16 protein-coding genes are annotated in these 18513 nt (G+C 63.4%); 11 read left to right on the forward strand and 5 right to left on the reverse strand.

Annotated elements, in window-relative coordinates; translation table 11 throughout:
* Nucleotides 1-6: 6 nt before the first annotated feature.
* Nucleotides 7-1239 (reverse strand): ABC transporter substrate-binding protein, encoded by a 1233-nt coding sequence (locus GH665_RS24720; protein ID WP_153139798.1) that lies wholly within the window; start codon nt 1237-1239, stop codon nt 7-9.
* Between the two features lie 336 nt (nt 1240-1575).
* Here GH665_RS24720 and GH665_RS24725 point away from each other — a divergent pair, with 336 nt between their 5' ends.
* The 3 genes from GH665_RS24725 (at nt 1576) to GH665_RS24735 (ending at nt 4504) form a co-directional block, all read left to right on the forward strand.
* Nucleotides 1576-2349, forward strand: a complete 774-nt coding sequence (locus GH665_RS24725) for an SDR family oxidoreductase (protein WP_153139800.1) — start codon at nt 1576-1578, stop codon at nt 2347-2349.
* Between the two features lie 116 nt (nt 2350-2465).
* Complete coding sequence (locus tag GH665_RS24730) at nt 2466-3548, forward strand: ABC transporter ATP-binding protein (RefSeq protein WP_153139802.1); 1083 nt, start codon at nt 2466-2468, stop codon at nt 3546-3548.
* A 92-nt stretch (nt 3549-3640) separates the two neighbouring features.
* A complete protein-coding gene (locus tag GH665_RS24735) occupies nt 3641-4504 on the forward strand; it encodes a MurR/RpiR family transcriptional regulator (RefSeq protein WP_153139804.1) in 864 nt (287 codons plus the stop codon).
* Nucleotides 4505-4560: 56 nt separating this feature from the next.
* On the opposite strand, the gene GH665_RS24740 is transcribed toward GH665_RS24735, so the two are convergent.
* The gene (locus GH665_RS24740; protein ID WP_153139806.1) at nt 4561-5598 is read right to left on the reverse strand and encodes a MerR family transcriptional regulator; all 1038 of its coding nucleotides are present in this window, start codon (nt 5596-5598) and stop codon (nt 4561-4563) included.
* 204 nt (nt 5599-5802) lie between these two features.
* Between GH665_RS24740 and GH665_RS24745 the strand changes: the two genes are divergently transcribed.
* From GH665_RS24745 to GH665_RS24755, 3 genes are read left to right on the forward strand one after another with little or no spacing between them, the layout of a single operon-like run.
* Nucleotides 5803-6555 (forward strand): PA3715 family protein, encoded by a 753-nt coding sequence (locus GH665_RS24745; protein WP_153139808.1) that lies wholly within the window; start codon nt 5803-5805, stop codon nt 6553-6555.
* Nucleotides 6548-7819: a DUF3142 domain-containing protein gene (locus tag GH665_RS24750; protein ID WP_246216361.1), complete on the forward strand. Its 1272-nt coding sequence runs from the start codon at nt 6548-6550 to the stop codon at nt 7817-7819. The genes GH665_RS24745 and GH665_RS24750 overlap by 8 nt, the downstream gene beginning before the upstream one ends.
* Nucleotides 7806-10463, forward strand: a complete 2658-nt coding sequence (locus GH665_RS24755; protein WP_153139810.1) for a hypothetical protein — start codon at nt 7806-7808, stop codon at nt 10461-10463. The genes GH665_RS24750 and GH665_RS24755 overlap by 14 nt, the downstream gene beginning before the upstream one ends.
* Before the next feature lie 8 nt (nt 10464-10471).
* On the opposite strand, the gene GH665_RS24760 is transcribed toward GH665_RS24755, so the two are convergent.
* Both GH665_RS24760 and GH665_RS24765 read right to left on the reverse strand, forming a co-directional pair.
* Nucleotides 10472-11317, reverse strand: a complete 846-nt coding sequence (locus tag GH665_RS24760) for an IclR family transcriptional regulator (protein ID WP_153139812.1) — start codon at nt 11315-11317, stop codon at nt 10472-10474.
* Nucleotides 11314-12171, reverse strand: a complete 858-nt coding sequence (locus tag GH665_RS24765) for an IclR family transcriptional regulator (protein ID WP_153139814.1) — start codon at nt 12169-12171, stop codon at nt 11314-11316. Before GH665_RS24765 ends, GH665_RS24760 begins: the two co-directional genes overlap by 4 nt.
* Nucleotides 12172-12456: 285 nt before the next feature.
* Between GH665_RS24765 and GH665_RS24770 the strand changes: the two genes are divergently transcribed.
* The 4 genes from GH665_RS24770 to GH665_RS24785 all read left to right on the forward strand — a co-directional run bounded on the left by GH665_RS24770 (nt 12457) and on the right by GH665_RS24785 (nt 17024).
* Nucleotides 12457-13416 carry an MBL fold metallo-hydrolase gene (locus GH665_RS24770; RefSeq protein ID WP_028195103.1) on the forward strand — a complete coding sequence of 320 codons (960 nt, stop codon included), beginning with the start codon at nt 12457-12459 and terminating at the stop codon, nt 13414-13416.
* Between the two features lie 75 nt (nt 13417-13491).
* On the forward strand, nt 13492-15192 hold the full coding sequence (locus tag GH665_RS24775) for an FAD-dependent oxidoreductase (protein WP_153139817.1): 1701 nt from the start codon (nt 13492-13494) through the stop codon (nt 15190-15192).
* A 49-nt stretch (nt 15193-15241) separates the two neighbouring features.
* Nucleotides 15242-15478, forward strand: coding sequence for a DUF2783 domain-containing protein (locus tag GH665_RS24780; RefSeq protein WP_153139819.1), 237 nt, complete (start codon nt 15242-15244; stop codon nt 15476-15478).
* A 193-nt stretch (nt 15479-15671) separates the two neighbouring features.
* The gene (locus GH665_RS24785) at nt 15672-17024 is read left to right on the forward strand and encodes an MFS transporter (protein WP_153139821.1); all 1353 of its coding nucleotides are present in this window, start codon (nt 15672-15674) and stop codon (nt 17022-17024) included.
* 23 nt (nt 17025-17047) lie between these two features.
* Here the strand turns inward: GH665_RS24785 and GH665_RS24790 are convergent, their stop codons facing one another.
* The gene (locus GH665_RS24790) at nt 17048-17899 is read right to left on the reverse strand and encodes a class I SAM-dependent methyltransferase (protein ID WP_153139823.1); all 852 of its coding nucleotides are present in this window, start codon (nt 17897-17899) and stop codon (nt 17048-17050) included.
* A 74-nt stretch (nt 17900-17973) separates the two neighbouring features.
* On the opposite strand from GH665_RS24790, the gene GH665_RS24795 reads away from it, so the two are divergent.
* On the forward strand, nt 17974-18450 hold the full coding sequence (locus GH665_RS24795) for a helix-turn-helix domain-containing protein (RefSeq protein WP_153139825.1): 477 nt from the start codon (nt 17974-17976) through the stop codon (nt 18448-18450).
* Nucleotides 18451-18513 lie beyond the last annotated feature (63 nt).

Genomic DNA, 18513 nt, shown 5'->3' on the forward strand with positions numbered 1-18513 from the left:
CGTGTGTCACTTACCGAGCGACTTGTTCGCTTGCGCGGCCGCGGCATTCAACGCGTCAGCAGGCTTTGCCTTGCCCAGGTAGATCGATTGCATTGCATCGGTCACAGCCTTCGCAGTGTCTTCCCAACCGGTCACGGTCGGCGCGAAGTGAGCCGTCGGCAGCAGCGCGACGAAAGCTTTGGTATCCGGATCGTTGAACGCCGGATCGGTCGCCTCAGCCTTGGTGGTCGGCAGGAAGCCTTCGGTCGTCGTGAACTCGACGCGCGGTTCCTTCGTGAACAGATAGTCGAGGAACTTCCAGGCCGACTTCTTCACCTTCGAGTTCTTGAACATCACGATCGAGTCGGTCACCGCGTAGGTGGCGTGCGTCGTGCCCATCGGGATCGGATCGATACCGTACTTCAGATTCGGCGCTTCCTTCTTGATCTGCTTGGCGAGGAACGGGGCGGAAATCATCATCGCCACGCGGCCTTGCTTGAACAGGTTCTGCACGTCTTCACGGCTGTAGCCGGTCACGCCAGGCTGCGTCAGGCCCTCGTCGATCATTGTCTTGTAGAGCGTAGCGGCCTTGATGCCGGCCGGCGAATTGAACGCCGCCTTGCCGTCCTTGCCCACTACGTCGCCGCCATTGGTCCACAGCGCGTAGTAATAGTAGACGTCGGTTTCGATTTCCTTGCCTTGCAGACCGAAGCCGGCAATGCCCTGTGCCTTCAGTTTCTTCGACGCATCGATCACGTCATTCCACGTTTTCGGGCCGTCAGGATAGCCGACCTTCGCGAGCAGATCCTTGTTGTAGTAGAGCCCGCGTGCGGAAGCGGCGATCGGCAGGCCGTACACCTTGCCGTTGATCTCACCCGGTGCGAGGAACGGGCCAATGAAGCGGTTCTTGAAGCTCGCGTCCATGTAGCCGTCGAGCGGCTCGGCCACGTCGTCCTTCACGAAGTCGAGCAGCCAGCGCGTGCCGACGATCGCCAGGTCGGCGTTGGCGCCGCCGGAGATGTCCGTTTGCAGTTTCTGTTGCAGCGTGTCCCAGTTCACGTCTTCGATCTTGATCGTTGTGCCGGGATTGGCCTTCTCGAAGTTACGGGCCATCTTTTCGAAGTACGGCGCGGTCGCATCGCTGTAATGCGCGACCGTCACGCGAACCGTGTCGGCGTGCGCCGCGACGGCGATACCTGCAAACGCGAGCGCTACGGCAACTTTGCCGAGCGCGAGTGAAGCACGGGCATGCAACGACATTTCTCTCTCTCCTGTGTCGATCGGAGTTAGCGTTTTAGCGCGTAGTCCGGTCCCATCCGATGATGGTGGGGGGGTGGTCTGCTGCCGTCGCCGGCCGCGTTGGTTAAATTGTTTGAAAAAATCCTACATGACGCAAAATAGCTTGTCACGTAGGGTCTGCCATATTTTTTCTCGGCGGGTTTTGTGCATAAGATGCTGTAAAGCAGGGGTATTCTGCGTAACGCGAAGTCACGGATACCCAATCTTCGGGATGACTAGACAAGTGCGCAGCGTCGGGTTTGTAGGAAACTTACACGCCAGAATGACGGTGCGATGCGGTTAGGAGCGAGGGCGGACATGAATCGTGTGGTGTTGGTGACGGGCGCTTGCGGCGGGATTGGCAGCGTGTTGTGCAAGCGTTTCGTGGAGCAGGGCGACACGGTGCTGGCGCTCGATATCGACGCGGCCGCGCTCAGTGCGCTAGTGGCGCAACTCGGCGAGGCACACGTCACGCCGGTCGCGGTCGACCTGGGCGATGCTGCCGCAGTGCAGCAAGCCGTTGCCGACGCAGTGAAAACGCGCGGTCCGGTGGACGTGCTGGTTGCCAACGCGGGCGCCGCCAAAGGAATGACGCTCGCCACCACCGATGCCGCCAGTTGGCAGCGCGACATCCATCTGAATCTGAACGGCACGTATCACACGGTGGAAGCAGTGCGTGCGTCGATGATCGAACGGCAGAAGGGCGCACTGGTGTTGATCGGCTCGGTGAACGGCATGGCCGCGCTCGGGCATCCGGCGTATAGCGCGGCGAAGGCCGGGCTCATCAGCTACACGAAAGCGCTGGCGATCGAGCTGGGCCGCTATGGGATTCGCGCGAACATCGTCTGTCCAGGGACGGTAAAGACGCAAGCGTGGCAGGCACGCGTCGACAAGAATCCGCAGGTCTTCGAGGATCTGAAGAAGTGGTACCCGTTGCGCGACTTCGCGACGCCCGACGATATCGCCGACGCGGTGATGTTCCTCGCCTCGCCGATGGCGCGCGTGATTACCGGCGTCGCGTTGCCGGTCGACGGCGGGCTGATGGCCGGCAATCGCCTGATGGCGGAAGAGCTGACGCTGGAATCGCTTTGAACTGGTTTGAATGGTGGTGACCCGATACCCCATACCCGATAGCGCGCCGTGCTCCTTTGCCCGAACACGCAAGACGGCACGGCAGCAAGACGATGCAGTAAGACGATGAGGACAGCATGGCAGCAGTGCAACTGAGCGGCATCTTCAAACGCTACGGCGACACGCAAGTGGTGCACGGCATCGATCTCGACATCGATGACGGCGAGTTCGTCGTGCTGGTCGGCCCGTCGGGTTGCGGCAAGAGCACCTTGATGCGGATGGTCGCGGGGCTCGAGGAAATCAGCGGCGGCGATCTGATGATCGGCGGCACGCGCGCGAATACGCTTGCCCCGCAGCAGCGCAATATCTCGATGGTGTTCCAGAGCTACGCGCTCTATCCGCATCTGTCGGTCTACGAAAACATCGCGTTCGGGCCGCGGATTCGCAAGGAATCGTCCGCGAGTTTCAAGCCGCGGATCGAAGCCGCCGCGAAGATGCTGAACCTTGGCGGTTATCTGGATCGCTTGCCGCGCGCGCTGTCGGGTGGCCAACGTCAGCGGGTGGCGATGGGCCGTGCAGTGGTGCGCGAGCCGTCGTTATTTCTATTCGACGAACCGCTGTCCAATCTCGACGCCAAACTGCGCGTGCAGATGCGCACGGAGATCAAGGCGCTGCATCAGCGTCTGAAGAATACGGTGATCTACGTCACGCACGATCAGATCGAAGCGATGACGATGGCCGACCGCATCGTCGTGATGAACGCGGGACGGATCGAGCAGATCGGTCGTCCGCTGGAACTGTACGATCATCCGGCAAACCTCTTCGTGGCGAGTTTTCTCGGCTCGCCGTCGATGAATTTCGCGGAAGGGGTGCTGGTCAATCGGACGGAAGGGCACGGCCTGGCGTTGAAACTCAGCGACGGTGGCGAGATCGTGCTGGAAGGCGCGCCGGCGTCGGCGGCGCCCGGCGCGAAGGTCACACTCGGTATCCGTCCCGAACATATCGAAACCATGGCTGACAAGCCGGACGCCACGATGGAAGTCGAAGTGGTCGAGCCGACTGGCGCCGAAACCCACTTGTACGGGAAAATAGGCGGCAGCACGTGGTGCGTGACGACTCGCCAGCGCTCGAAAGTCGAGCCCGGCCAGCGGGTCACGCTGCGTCTGCCGGCCGGCCATATTCATCTGTTCGATACGGAGAGTGGACGCAGGCTGGTCTGAACCGCGTGTTGCCGCTTGAAGTCGATTCAAGCTGATTGAAGGATTGAAGCTGCGACGCGACGCGGATTCATTTAACCCTTAAGGAACACCGGGTGTCCGCACCGAACTTGATTCCCCACATCCGCGGCGCACTGGCCAATTTGCGGCCCGCCGAGCGCAAAGTTGCCGACATGGTGCTGAGCGACGTCGACTTTGCGATGCGCGCGAGCATCACCGAGCTTGCGCAGCGCGCGGACGTGTCCGAGCCTTCCGTCACGCGCTTCTGCCGCGCGATCGGCGCGCATGGCCTGCGTGACTTCAAGATGCAATTGGCGCAAAGCGTGGCGGGCGGGGTGCCGTATGCGTCGACCGCGGTGGCGCGTGACGACGATGTGCGCACGTTGATGGACAAAGTAGGTGAAGCCGCCGTCGACGGGATTACCCATGCGTGTGGTGCACTGGACCCGGCCGTGTTCGAGAGCGCGGTTGCGGCGTTGTCGAGCGCGGGGCGGGTGTTCTTCTTCGGCGTGGGTTCGGGGTCGGGACTTGTCGCGCAAGATGCGGCGTTGAGGTTCTTGCGGCTGGATATCGCGGCTACCGCGTTTACCGACGGTCATTTGCAACGTCTCTACGCGGGTCTGATGGAGCCGGGCGATGTGGCGTTTGCGATTTCACACTCGGGCCGCAGCGTCGAAGTGAACGAAAGCATTCAGATCGCCAAGGAGCGTGGCGCGACCACGATTGCGCTGACTAATGTCGGCTCGCGGCTGGCGTGGCTGGTGGATATTCCGTTGCTGCTGCGCGTGCCGAGTCCGATCGATCCGAATACGCCAGGCGTGTCGCGGCTGGTGCATCTGTGCATCATGGATGCGCTGGCGATCGGCGTCGCGTTGAAGGCGCGGCCGAAAACCCTCGAAAAGATGCGGCACGCGAAGGCGCGGTTGTCGTCGCATGAGCCGGAGGCGGCGGGGGACTGATCCGGTTAGTCCGCTTCCGGAGCCCTGCGACGAACGCCTGAAGCATGCCTGAAGCATCACGCTGCTTGAGGCCGCCAGGCGATCATCCCCGCCGTGCGAGCGCGAACTTCCGGTGACGCTAAACAGGTTGCAACGGCCTCGTATCCCGGCGTGCCTGGATAAGGGGCGACGAGCGTGGGCGGGCTGTGATTGGCCGGGCACAGAATAATCGATTCATCCGGGCCGATTGCAGTCAGATCCAGGATCGCCGAAGAGCGCGTCATCAGAAATAGCGGGCGGCCGCCTGCTTTGGCGAGTTGACGCAGACAGGCGATTAACGCCTCCTGCGTGGCCTGATCCAGCCCTTGCTCCACCATGTCGACCACAAGCACGGCAGGCCCTTCGGATTCCAGTCCGGCGAGCAGGGCGATGAGTGCTTCCGATTCAGACGCACCTTCGTCGACGAGCCACGCCAGCGTCCGATCCACGCGCGATTTGAGCGCGGCATCCGTTTCCAGACGCGCTACGGTCGCAGCATGGCCATCGTGTATCCGGTCGAGGCCGAGGAAGGCGGCATTCGGCAGCTTCTCCGCCAGGCAGCTCGCCAGCCGCGTCTTGCCGCTTCCCAACGGGCCGATGATGTAGTTCAGCGGCCGGATCTCGCGAAGTTCGAACCGTTCGCCACCCCACGGCCAGGGGAGATCGAAGGCTGTGCCGAATTCCGCGCCAGGATTGAGCAGACGCGCCAGTTCTCCATCGGCCGGCGCCTGACCCTTGGCGAGACCTGCCCGAAGCCCCCTGACCTTGGCGATCGTATCCACGAGCTGACGAATGCCGGCCTCGAGCTTCGCTTCGTGCGTGGCCAAGGCGGGCTCCAGGCTTCGCGGGTCGCCTTCCAGCACCTGGGTCACCTGGGCGAGGCTAAGGCCAAGCGCTCGCAGGGACACGATTTCCGCTGCACGCGCCATCTCGGCGGGACCATACGTGCGATACCCGGCGAGCGTGCGTGACGGCGTCACCAGGCCGCGCTGCTCATAGAGCCGCAAGGCCTTGGTCGAGACACCGAGCCGCCGCGCCGCTTCGGACGCATTCAGATAGGGGGTGGAACAACGCATGAGTCACCTCTGTGTTTGCTGACCACTCGCATCATGAGGTTGGCCCTTGGGGCCGAGTCAACAGGATATTGACAGCGTGGCATCGTTTTCGCGTCATCGTTTTACAACGAACGGCGCGCACCATAAAATCCGCCGGACTGGCCGAATCCGCCAATGCACCACGCATTGGAAAAATCGCATTGCCAAAGATACCCCGAAGGGAAAATGAAAAAACTCATCACGTCGGCCCTGTTGTGCCTGCCCCTGTTCGCTCACGCCGGTACTGACGCCACCGCCGACTGCCAGTCGCATCTGTCCACGTGGATGAAAACCTTGCACCCCGGCCGGCAACTCGACACCGAGCACGCGGCGTGCAAGGTCTGGCCTGCTGACCCTTCACTGACGCTGGCCGTGCAGCCACTGCCGAAAGCGGGCAACACCGACGACGAAGGCGAGTACGACGTCGAAGTGCTGGTCGCCGACAGCAAGTCGGGTGCCATCATCGCGCATACCTATGAAGCGGCTGCGATCAGTTCGGACGCGATCCGCTTCAGTCAGATCGACCTGGACACCGCCCGCTATCAACTCACCCCGCAATTGCGCGCATTCGGCGTTCGCGTGACTTACGAGGGTGCGTCGCGCGTCAATCCGTACGAGGCTCAGGCGTTGAGCCTGTATGTGCTGGACGGCCACACGCTGCGCCGCGTGGTCGACGATCTGGCCGTCGAGAACAACACCGGCGAATGGGACGGCAATTGCGCCGGCACGTTCTCGGCGATCACACGCACGCTCGCCCTCGGTCCGGCCAACAGTGCGGGCTATGCGACGTTGCGCGTCGGCGAAACCGCGAAGGAAACCGTCAGCAAGCAGACGAGCCAGGACTGCGTATCGACCGATCGTTCGTTAAAGCGCACTACCACGACGCTCGAATACGACGGCACCGCTTATCGCGTGCCCAAAGCCTTGCACTATGAATGACGGCAGTGCAGCGCCGTGGCGGCGGCGAGTGCGTGGCGCGCTCGCCGCTTGCGCCGTGTCGCTGCTGGCGTTGACGCTGATGCTGACGTTCGTCGGCGCTTGCAGCAAGCCGCCCGCACCGTTGCCGAACGACGCCTATCTCTGGCAGCGTAAATGGGCGCCGGCCGTTGCGTCGGCGCTCGAACAAAGCCGCGCTTTCGTCCAGACGTGGCATGTGCTGGCCGCGGAGAAAGACAGCAAAGATGATTGGACCGTCGTCTCGCCCGATTGGACGATCCTCGCCGCAATCCACGCGCCTGTAAGCGCGGTCGTCCGGATCGACGGCCAACTCGACGATCTGAACACGTTGCCGGTCGCGCGCATCGTCAAGCTCGCGGCGGACTGGAAGCAGCATGGCATCCCGCTCGCGGCGATTGAAATCGATCACGACTGCGCGACGTCCAGGCTCGCCGGCTATGCGCGCTTTCTTGCCGCTCTACGCGCGCAACTCGATCCCACCGTCAAACTGACGATCACCGCGCTGCCCACCTGGCTCGACAGCCCCGCGCTCGACGCGCTGCTGGCCCAAGCCGACGAATCCATCCTGCAGGTGCACGCGGTCATGAATCCGGTGCGCGGGCTGTTCGATCCGGCGCAAGCGCGCGCATGGCTGCGCGAATTCGCGCCACGCACCCGGCGTCCGTGGCGCGTCGCGTTGCCGACTTACGGCTCGCGCGTGACATGGGGCGACGACGGCCGCGTGGCCGGCATCGAAAGCGAGCGGCCGATGTTGCTCGCCAACGGCTCGACCCAGGGCGTCGTGCATGAACTTGTCGCGCAACCCGAGCACATCAGCGCTTTTGTCGCGCGGATCGAACGCGATGCGTTGCCGGGACTCAAGGGCATCGTCTGGTTCCGTCTACCCACCGATGCGGACGAACGCGCATGGAGTCTAGCCACCTGGCGTGCCGTGCTCACGCGCGCACCGCTGACGTCCGCGATTGCCGCCGACGTGCGCCCAAGCGCGCAGCAGCCGGGTCTCTTCGACGTCTCGCTCGTCAGCGGCGGCAACACCGACGCACCGTTGCCCGCGACCGTGCGCGCCGATGCCTCATGCGCAGCCGCCGATGGTATCAACGGCTACGCCCTCGACTACGACGCGCGCGGCATGCTGCTGCGTCGCGTTCAACCCGGTTTGCTGCGCGCGGGTATGCGCCGCGATATCGGCTGGCTTCGCTGCGGCGAAGTCGATAACAAAAAGGTCTCTGTTCATGTTGAACCGTAAATATCTTGCGCTCGGTGGCGGGGTTGCGTTGTTGGTCGGCGCGGTTATCGTCCATGCGTGCGGACCGTTTTTTCCGCTGCAATTGCTCGACAATCGCGCGGGCACGCTATCCGGTACGCCGAACAATTCGTTTGCGTATGAGGTTTCGCATCTCGTGACGCCTGCCGATCATCTGTTCGCGCCTGAAGCCGTACACGTTCCGGCGGGGCAGCAACCGGTCGATCCTGCCAAAGCGATGTCGGCGGGCCTCTCGCCCGAACAGATCGCCACGCTGGCCGCGATGGCCAAGGCCGCGGATGGCGACACCGCCTACGCAATGGGAGCGAGCGTGCCGGAGGCGCAACGGCTCTTTGCAGCCGCGGACGTCGATTTCGGCCACGCGCTGGCGGCCTGCACGAGCGAGGCAAGTGCGGCGCCGGATGCGCCCGCATCCAGCGCAAATCCAGCCGCCGCTGATGCAGGCGCATCCGGCGCTTCGCCCGCGACCCATGCAGCAGACACCACAGCCGCCCAGTCCACCTGCGCTGCACGCGAAGCGCTACTCAGCCGCGCGGCTACCCGGCTCGATGCGGTTCTCGCGTTGCCTGCTGCAACCGGCGCCCCACGTGCGGTAGCCGCGGCAACCGAACTCGCGGCGATCGCCCAGGCACGGGCGGACGACTGCACGAGCGGCGACGCGTGCGCGGCCCTCACGGCCGCACTGCCGGCCGCTTACGCGAAACCGCGCACGCTCGCAGCCAACGGAGCCCCCGATCCCGAAGGTCTGGCGGTAGCCAGTTTTGGCGACGAAGCGCTCACCTATCTGCAGGACAAACAAACCGGCAAGCAATGCGACTACCGCAGCTTCCTGAACAGCACGCCGTGCGCGGCGGCGATTGCGCCGGCGGATCTCAAGCAGGCGATCAACCTGTACGCGCAGGAGGCTGCACGCGGTGGCAATAGCGGCCTGCAATCTCTGCGCTTTATCGCAGCGTGGGCGCTGGAGCGGAAGGCGCGCGTCGCGTCACTGATCGACGATCCGCTCGCGCAACGTTTGCTGGTTGCGTATGCGCTCGCGCGTGAAGGCGACATCGTCAACGATCAACCGGCGAGCGCGTTCGAATACTACGGCGGCTACGACAACAGTTACGGCCCGACCGGCTATGCCGATGCCGCTCGCGGCGACAAGGGCATCAGATCCAACCCGGCGTTGGTGTCGCTGGTCGAGGCGATTCGGCAACGGGGCATCGATCATGTGGCGGGCGCCGACCGCCTCGCCGCGCTGGCGTATCGTGTCGGCCGCTACGATTTCGCCGGTGCGCTGGCGGCGCGTGAACATAGCGCGCTCGCTAGCTGGGTGAGCGCGAAATTGGCCTTGCGCCGCGGCGATACGGCGGCTGCCGTGCAGGCCTATGCGCAGGCCTCCAAAGCATTTCCCACCGCCGATTCGAGCGTCGAACCGGCCGGTGCGCTGTTGATTAAAGGCGAGCAAGCGGTGTTGACGCTATCGCGCGGCCAATATATCGAGGCGCTCGGCTATCTGTTCGACGCGGCATCCCGACAGGACAAGACGGGCCTGGACGACGACTCCGTCTCCGAAGTCGCCTACGGCAGCGACATGGCCTATATCGCCGAGCGCGTGCTCACCACGGACGAACTGAAGCACTTCGTCGACTCGCGCGTACCGGCATCGGCGGTGCCTCCTGTGCCGGCGTCCAATGCGAGTGCGGATGCCTACTCTGCGTTGCCCCAGACCACCGCCGATTCATTGCGTTATCTGCTCGCGCGCCGTCTAGTGCGCGATGGCCGGATTGACGATGCGCTGCCGTATTTTCCCGCCGACAACGACCCGCGCTACAGCACCTTCAGTTGGGAAGGCGGCCAGACGACCCGCAAGCAATTGCAGCTTCGCAAGCTCGCGCGTGACTATGCGGCCGCGCTGGACGAGGCGCAGCATGCATGGCTGGGTGCGAACCGCGCGCATGGCTGGTTCGACGCGGCGACGCTCGCGAAGCAGCAGGGCATGGAGTTGATGGGTTATGAGCAAGGACCGGACTATCGCGATGTCGACGGTGCGTTCGCGGGCGGATCGGGACGTTCAGGTGTGATCGGTGCACGAGTGAATCGCACTTCAGATGCCGGCGCGGCCGCGACACCGGATACGCCGGATACGCCGGCGGCGCGCGCGGAGGCGGATCTGGCCGGACCGTTCGTGACTGCTGACGAGAAGCGCCGCTACGCGGCCAGCGAGAGCAAACCGTTGGTGCGTTTTCACTACCGCGACATCGCCGCCGACTACATCGCCAAAGCGGCGGACGGCTTGCCGCCGCGTTCGCAGGCATTCGCCGCCGTGCTTTGCCGTGGGACGGACTGGACGCACAACGACGATCCGTCGCGCTCGCTCGCGTTTTATCAGCGCTATGTCAAAGAGGGGGCTTACGTGGATTTCGGCGGCCCGTTCGGCACGCTGTGCCCGGCGCCGGATTTCCGGGCCGCGGCGACGTTCACTTATACGCAGGCCTGGCGCGACGTGAAGCGCGATGCAGGGCGTAATAAGAAACCGGTGGCGTTGATCGGGTTGCTGATCGCCGTAGGTGTGATCGGCGTGGGGGTGTGGCGCTATCGGAGGGGGCGAGCGCAGCGTACCGACGCCAATGGCAAGTGATCGTGTTTTCAGGCCCCGCCTGCCGCCGTCATCCACCCAAAGCGCCGCGACAGCCTCAGGGTGGCGGCGCGCAAAGTCTGCGCGGGGCCGCCCGCGAGTTCGCTGTCGAAGCTGCCGCTCGGCCCCATCACCGCGAGCACCAGGCAGATGCTGCCGGTATGGTCCAGCACCGGCGCAGCCAGGGTGTCGATGCCTGGCACCGGCCGGCTCAGTGCGGTGTCGATGCCGTCCGCGCGGATTTGCGCGAGGCGTTGGGTGTAGGCCTTTGTCTCCTCCGCCTCGGCGCCCGCCAGCCGCAAATGATCTTGCGCCAGCAGGCCGTGGCGCACATCGTCCGCGACGTGAGCAGCAAACACGCGCCCGATAGCGGTATTCACCAGCGACATCACCGTGCCGACCCGCAAGCTCACATGCAGCGGCCGCGCTGATTCTTCCAGGCGCACGACGGTCGGCCCGAGTGGCCCAAGCACCGCCATCGCGACGCTCATTCCCGTCGACGCCGCCAGTTCGACCACTTCCGGTTCGGCTTCCCGCGTGGGCGACAAACGCTGCAAGCCGATCAAGCCAAGCTCCAGTGCTAAAGGCCCGGCTTCGAAGCAACCAGCGGCATCGCGATTCAGCAAGCCGATCTTGAGCAGACTCACCAGATGCGGAAACGCTTTAGCCGGCGGCATGCCGGCTAAAGCCGCAAGATCGCGCAGGCTCAAGGGCCGCGCGGCTGCTACCAGCGCGCCAAGCAACTCGCCGGTGCTATCGAGCGACTGGATGCCGCGCTGCGGTTTCGCATCGGCGGAAGCGGCCGACGCAGCAGAAGCGCCGGTGCCTGTGTAAGCGGTGTCGAAGGAATCGGTCACGATGCGGAAGAAGCCAGCAAAGAAGGCGCGGCCGCCAGTTCAGCGCCAATGTCATGAGCGGCAGCAAGCAGTGCGCGAGCCGTCGGACCCTGGGCGGTGACGTCGATCGCGCCGGTCGAGCCGATCACCGTCAGCGCGAGGCACAAGTGGCCGCTGGCATCGAGCACCGGCGCGCTCAAACTGCTGATGCCCGGACTCGGCGCGTCAACGCTGAATGCGAGTCCGCGCGCACGGATGTCGTTCAAAGCGGCCTCGAACGCGGCGCTGTCGCCAGATGGCGTCATGGCGCTATCGCGCGAGCCCGACTGATTCGCCCACATCGCCGCCAGCGCTTCGCGTGGCAGATAGGCGCAAAACACGCGCCCCGTCGACGTGGCCGGCAGCGACATCACCGTGCCCACATGCAGATTCACATGCAGCGGAAAGCCCGCATGTTCATAGCGGACGATGGTCGGCCCCTGCGGCCCGGCAATACAGATCGCGACGCTAAACCCGATTGCCTCGGCCAACGCCGCCACGCGCGGCACGGCGGCGCGAAACGCCGGCTGGTTCTCCAGATGCATCAAGCCAAGCCGCAACGACAACGGACCGGGTTCATAACGGCCCGACAATTCGTCGCGTTTGATCAGACCTAAGCGGCTCAAGCTAACCAGATAGGCGTGCGCCTGCCCCGGCGCAATCTGCGCGGCGGCGGCGAGATCGGACAAAGCGAGCGGACTGCGCGCCTGCGCGAGCGCCAGCAACACGCGGCCGCCCACTTCGACGCTCTGAATTCCGCGCTGCGTCTTGCCGCCGTCTGCCGTCTCGCTGCCGCCCGCGCCCTTGCCGGCGGCCGATTTCGCTGCTGTGCTCACACCCGCGCTCGTCCGTAAAAAGGGTCCATGTTAGCCGATGCCCCGTGCGAAAGCCCGCGCCATCCTGTCCTTATCTTAGACGCTCCGAGATTTGCGTATAGCGATACATTTCGCTATTGACAAATAAACTGGCACGGCCATAAGATGCATTCACCCCGACATACCGGTGCAGTCACAGAGTCAAAACGGGGCGAGACAACCCCCAATACAGTCAGCCCGCGCATCTGAAATCCGTACGCGCAGCCGGCCGTCTCGCCTCACATTCCACTTTTGAGGGAGACAAGCATGGCAAAGGCATTCGCATCCCAGGCAGACCTGGAAGTCAAGAAAGTCACTTGGACCAAGCTGTCCGAGAACGCTTACGCGTACACCGCTGAAGGCGATCCGAACTCGGGCGTGATCATCGGCGACGACGGCGTGCTGATCGTCGACACCACCGCCACGCCGGCCATGGCGCAAGACCTCATCGCGAAGATTCGCAGCGTCACCGACAAACCGATCAAGTACGTCGTGCTGTCGCACTACCACGCGGTGCGCGTGCTGGGTGCGTCGGCGTATTTCGAAGAGGGCGCGCAGGAAGTGATCGCGAGCCGCGGCACCTACGAGATGATCGTCGAGCGCGGCGAAGCGGACATGAAGTCGGAAATCGAACGCTTCCCGCGTCTGTTCGCCGGCGTTGAAACCGTGCCGGGTCTGACGTGGCCCACGCTGGTGTTCGAAAAAGAAATGACGCTGTTCCTCGGCAAGCTGGAAGTGCGTATCGCGCATCTGGGCGCCGGTCATACGAAGGGCGATACGGTGGTGTGGCTGCCGTCGCAGAAGGTGCTGTTCTCCGGCGACCTGGTTGAATACGACGCAGCCTGCTATTGCGGCGACGCTCAACTCGAACAATGGCCGGCCACGCTCGAAGCGCTGCGCGCGCTGAAGGCCGAGAAGCTGGTGCCGGGCCGCGGTCCTGCATTGACCACGCCGGAAGACGTCAACAAGGGCCTCGATTACACGAAAGACTTCGTGACCACGCTGCTCCAGCAAGGCCGTGAAGCCGTCGAACAGAAGCTCGATCTGAAAGCCGCGATGGCGCATACGCGCAAGGCAATGGACCCGAAGTTCGGCCACGTGTTCATCTATGAGCATTGCCTGCCGTTCGACGTTTCGCGTGCGTTCGACGAAGCGAGCGGCATCACGCATCCGCGCATCTGGACCGCGCAACGGGACAAGGAAATGTGGGACGCACTGCAAGCCTGATTGAAAATCTGACCACCGCATAGAAACGCCGGAAAGCGTCAAGCAGAGCAGAGAAGAGAAGGACGGAGACACAAGATGAGCATCAACTACCAGACGCTGTCGTTCGAGTATCGGCCGTGCCGCGAGCAAAGCGGCGCGGAGCAGGCGGGTTATCCCGTGATCGTGGTCGGCGCGGGGCCGGTGGGCCTCGCTACCGCGATCGATATCGCGCAGCAGGGCGTGCCGGTCGTACTGGTCGACGACGATTGTTCGTTGTCCACCGGATCGCGGGCGATCTGCTTTTCGAAGCGGTCGCTCGATATCTTCGATCGGCTCGGCTGCGGGCAGCGCATGGTGGACAAGGGCATTAGCTGGAATGTCGGCAAGGTGTTCCTGAAAGATGAACTGGTGTACACGTTCAATCTGCAGCCGGAGGCGGGTCATCATCGGCCCGCGTTCATCAATCTGCAGCAGTACTACGTCGAAGGTTTTCTGCTCGAACGCGCGCAGGAGATGCCGAATCTCGAGATTCGCTGGAGGAGCAAGGTGGTCGGCGTGCAGCAGAGCGGCACACCAGGCACGCAGGACGCCAGCGTAACGCTGACGATCGACACGCCCGATGGTCAATACCCGTTATGCGGCCGCTATGTAGTGGCCGCCGACGGTTCGCGCAGTCCGATGCGCAATCTGATGGGACTCGACAGCAAGGGCGTCACTTTCAAAGACCGTTTCCTGATCGCCGACGTGAAGATGGAAGCGGAGTTTCCAACTGAACGCTGGTTCTGGTTCGATCCGCCGTTCCATCCGAATCAATCGGTGCTGTTGCATCGCCAGCCGGACAACGTGTGGCGAATCGATTTCCAGTTGGGCTGGGACGCCGATCCGGTGCTTGAGAAAACACCGGAACGGGTGATGCCGCGTGTGCGCGCGTTGCTTGGACCGGACGCGAAGTTCGAGCTGGAATGGGTCAGCGTCTATACGTTTTCGTGTTTGCGCATGGATCGGTTCCGGCACGGCAACGTGTTGTTCGCGGGCGATTCCGCGCATGGCGTGTCGCCGTTCGGCGCGCGCGGCGCGAATAGCGGCGTGCAGGATGCGGAGAACCTCGCATGGAAACTGGCGATGGTGCTCGACGGTAAAGCGTCCGATACGCTGCTCGACACGTATGCAAGCGAGCGCGAATTCGCCGCGGATGAAAACATCCGCAATTCCACGCGCTCGACCGATTTCATCACGCCGAAGAGCCCCGTGAGCCGCGTGTTCCGCGATGCGGTGCTGAAGCTCGCACGGCACCACCCGTTCGCGCGGCAGTTGACGAATAGCGGCCGGCTGTCTGTGCCGGCGGTGCTGCGTGATTCTCCGTTGAATACACTGGACAGCGAGAGCTTTGAAGGTCCGATGGTGCCGGGCGCATCGTGCGTCGATGCACCGGTTCGTGCAGACGGGCAACCTGCATGGCTGTTACAGCAACTCGGCCAGCAATTTACGGGCGTGCTGTTCTGCGGCTCGCAAGGTATGGATCAGTCGACGCAAGCTGCGCTGGACGCATTGCGAAGCGGGCCGGTTCCGCTGAAGCTCGTTGTGGTGACGAGTGGCGATGCACAGATCGCGTTGGCTTCGGATGTCAAGGTGGTGCATGACGTCGACGGTCTTGTCGCCGCACGTTATGACGGCCAACCCGGCACGTTCTATCTGATCCGCCCCGATCAACACGTCTGCGCGCGTCGTCGGCAACTGGACGTGAGCTTTGTACAAGGCGCATTGAAGCGGGCGTTGTGCGTGGAAGGTACGGCCTGAAGCAGGGCACCCGCAGCGCACCGGCAAAAGAAAATAGCAGGAGACAGTCATGGCATTGAACACGCAACCCAATCTCGCCCGCCCCGACGATTTCTACGAGGCGCTGATCGACATGCATCGCGATCTGGACGACGCGCAGAGTCAGTCGGCCAATGCGCAACTGATCCTGTTGCTGGCCAACCATATCGGCGATCACTTGACGTTGCTTGAAGCGATGCGGCACGCACGTGCAGGCGTGGTTGATGTTTCGCTGCAAGGCGCACCAACGCATTCACTGGCCGCCTGAGCACGAGTGACGGCAGGCCGCAGTAATTAAAACGCTTACGCGCGTGGCCGTTCGAGCCACGCGCAATTCACCATGGCAAGTGGCGTACCTATAGCGCCGCATGCCGTTCCGTTCCCGTAGCAAACAGACAACGCGGCGCATCGAGACGCCGGACCCAGCGGGTCCGTTGGACCCTCACGTTTGGAGATAATCGATGAGCCAATCCCTCGCCCCCACGCTCGCACCGGGCGTATCCGCTGCTGTGCAGGACGACTTGTTGTATCGCAAGGTCTCGATGCGGATTATTCCGTTTCTATTCCTGTGTTACGTGGTGTCGTTTCTCGATCGCATCAATATCGGCTTCGCGCAATTGCAGATGAAGCACGACCTCGGTTTCAGTGACGCTATGTACGGTTTGGGGGCGGCGGTTTTTTACATCGGCTACGTGCTGTGCGAGGTGCCGAGCAACATGTTGCTGGCGCGTTTTGGCGCGCGCCGAACGTTCACGCGGATCATGCTGCTGTGGGGCATCGCGTCGGTCGGCATGATGCTGGTGTCGAAGCCCATGCACTTTTACGTGCTGCGTTTCATGCTCGGCGTGTTCGAAGCGGGTTTCTTTCCCGGCATCGTGCTGTATCTGACCTACTGGTACCCGGCGCGGCGGCGCGCGGCCGTTCTGTCGATTTTCTTCGCGGGCGTCGCGGTGGCGGGTGTGCTCGGCGGCTTGGTGTCCGGCTGGATCATGCGCGATATGGGCGGCGTGATGGGGCTGTTCGGCTGGCAGTGGATGTTCGTGATCGAAGGCGCGCCGGCCATCGTACTTGGCTTGCTCGCCGCGTTTTATCTGCTCGACGGCCCGCAGCAGGCAAGCTGGCTCACCGCCGCAGAAAAGGCGCAACTGATCGCGCAGCGCGATGAAGATCGCCGCGCGGCATTCGACGCACATTCGGACGCACATTCGGACGCACATTCATCGCGCTCTGTCATGCAAGCGCTGCGCAATCCTCGGGTGTATCTGTTTGCGTTCATCTACTTCTCGCTCACCTGTGCGTCGCTGACGCTGAATTTCTGGATGCCGTTGATGATTCGCGACTTCGGCGTTCACGATGTGCTGGCGATCAGCCTGTACACCGTGATTCCGAATGCCGTCGGCGCAGTGGGCCTGATTCTGATTGCGCGTCACTCGGACCGCCGTGGCGAACGACGCCGGCACTTCGCGGTTTGCACGATCGGCGGCGGTATCGCGCTCTCGCTTCTGACACTTCATCTGAGCAGCTTTCCGGCGATGCTCGCGATTCTCTCGGTGGCTGCCGTACTGATCTTCGCCGCGTTGCCGATTTTCTGGACCGTGCCGTCGGGTTATCTGTCCGGCGCGGCTGCCGCCGCGGGGATTGCGCTGATCAGCAGCATCGGCATTACGAGCGGGATTGTCAGCCCGTGGGTGATCGGTCTGATCAAGACGCACACCGGCAGCATGGATAACGCGCTGTATCTGCTGACCGCGCTATTGTTCGCCAGCGGCGTGGCGTTGCTGCTCGGCGTACCGAAGGAAATGAAGCGCGTCTAAGGGCGTCCCTTGCGAGGCGCCGGTCAGGCGGATGGCGCGCGGCCGTTGATCATCCAGCAGGCCGCCGTGTAGCGAACTTCGGTGCCGTGCACGTAGGGGTCGAAGGCGGCGCGAACCGTTTCGATCACTCGGGCGCGAGTCGGCTCGTCTGCCGTTTGAAGGCTCAAACCGACGGGGCCAAGCCGGGTGAAATAGCCGATCAGTTCGTTCTCCGGAAACGCGCACTCCACGTCGAGTGGCTGGATGTCGATCCCGGTCCATCCGCTCGCCTCCAGAATGGATGACACCTTGTTCCGGTCGGCGAAGGCAAACTGTCCAGGCGCACCCGGCTGGCGAACGGGCAGACTCGGCAACAGCGGCGCGGCGGCGCGCTCGGCGGTACTCATGAACGGATTGTCCGCGGCACTCCGCCAGGCAATGCAGCGTAGTTCGGCGCGATCGCTGGCGGCGCGCCGCAGATTCGCGAAGGCTGCGACCGGATCGTCGAAGAACATCACGCCCAGGCGCGACATGATCCAGTCGAAGCACGCCGGCTCGAAGGCGTAGGTCTGCGCGTCGGCACAGATGAAGCTTGCCGTCGAGCGCTCCTGTTCCGCGCGCGTTCGGGCGACCTCGATCATCGGTGCTGAAATGTCGGCGCCGATGCAATGGGCCTTCGCACCCAGCCGCCTTGAGGCAGTCAGGGTCGTGCTGCCCGTGCCGCAGCCGACGTCGAGTACTCGCGTTGCGGACCCGGCGCGGATGCCGTCGACGAGCAGATCTTCGAGCGGCTTGAACATCTGGTCGAGCACCTGCTGCTCGGCCACCCACGCGCGGCCTGAGCTGCCGTTCCAAAGCGCTGCCTGTGTACTTGCGTTCGGGTGATTGGCATCCATGGTCGTTGTCCTGTGTTTGCTCCCCGGGAGCGGAAGCTACACTATGCAAGTTCAAGTCGACTTGAGGTCAAGGGATGATCAGGCTAGACATCGCCGAGGTGGCGCAGCAATCCGGTATTCCTGCATCGACACTGCGATTCTATGAGGAAAAGGGGCTGATTGCGTCTACCGGCAGACGCGGGTTGCGCCGCCTGTTCGACGGGGACGTGCTGGACCGGCTGGCACTGATCGCGCTGGGACGCGCTTCGGGATTTTCGCTGGAAGAGATTGCGCAAATGTTTGCGCCGGACGGGCAGCCGCGCATCGACCGGCAGATGCTGGTGATGAAGGCAGACGAACTCGACAGGACAATCCGCCAACTGACCGCCATGCGCGATGGCCTACGGCACGCTGCTGCCTGTCCCGCACCGAGCCATATGGAATGCGCCACTTTCCGCCGCATCCTGCGGGCCGCCGGGTCCGGTGCGATTGGAGGGGCGCGAAAGAAGAGGGTGCCACAACCATCGTTGAATGTCGCCGCTTTGCGAACGCCTGTTCGGAGTAGGAGATAGAGCCGGTTTGAACGTCATATCGGGTAGAGTCGCGTAAAGTCTCTTGCTTGTGCGCGTCCAACG

Source organism: Paraburkholderia agricolaris, from assembly GCF_009455635.1.
Classification (GTDB): Bacteria; Pseudomonadota; Gammaproteobacteria; order Burkholderiales; family Burkholderiaceae; genus Paraburkholderia; species Paraburkholderia agricolaris.

Bases quoted from the DNA above. Each gene is read 5' to 3' on its own strand.
- GH665_RS24720 (WP_153139798.1), bottom strand. From the start codon at position 1,239: ATGTCGTTGCATGCCCGTGCTTCACTCGCGCTCGGCAAAGTTGCCGTA.
- GH665_RS24725 (WP_153139800.1), top strand. From the start codon at position 1,576: ATGAATCGTGTGGTGTTGGTGACGGGCGCTTGCGGCGGGATTGGCAGC.
- GH665_RS24730 (WP_153139802.1), top strand. From the start codon at position 2,466: ATGGCAGCAGTGCAACTGAGCGGCATCTTCAAACGCTACGGCGACACG.
- GH665_RS24740 (WP_153139806.1), bottom strand. From the start codon at position 5,598: ATGCGTTGTTCCACCCCCTATCTGAATGCGTCCGAAGCGGCGCGGCGG.
- GH665_RS24745 (WP_153139808.1), top strand. From the start codon at position 5,803: ATGAAAAAACTCATCACGTCGGCCCTGTTGTGCCTGCCCCTGTTCGCT.
- GH665_RS24750 (WP_246216361.1), top strand. From the start codon at position 6,548: ATGAATGACGGCAGTGCAGCGCCGTGGCGGCGGCGAGTGCGTGGCGCG.
- GH665_RS24755 (WP_153139810.1), top strand. From the start codon at position 7,806: ATGTTGAACCGTAAATATCTTGCGCTCGGTGGCGGGGTTGCGTTGTTG.
- GH665_RS24770 (WP_028195103.1), top strand. From the start codon at position 12,457: ATGGCAAAGGCATTCGCATCCCAGGCAGACCTGGAAGTCAAGAAAGTC.
- GH665_RS24775 (WP_153139817.1), top strand. From the start codon at position 13,492: ATGAGCATCAACTACCAGACGCTGTCGTTCGAGTATCGGCCGTGCCGC.
- GH665_RS24780 (WP_153139819.1), top strand. From the start codon at position 15,242: ATGGCATTGAACACGCAACCCAATCTCGCCCGCCCCGACGATTTCTAC.
- GH665_RS24785 (WP_153139821.1), top strand. From the start codon at position 15,672: ATGAGCCAATCCCTCGCCCCCACGCTCGCACCGGGCGTATCCGCTGCT.
- GH665_RS24790 (WP_153139823.1), bottom strand. From the start codon at position 17,899: ATGGATGCCAATCACCCGAACGCAAGTACACAGGCAGCGCTTTGGAAC.
- GH665_RS24795 (WP_153139825.1), top strand. From the start codon at position 17,974: ATGATCAGGCTAGACATCGCCGAGGTGGCGCAGCAATCCGGTATTCCT.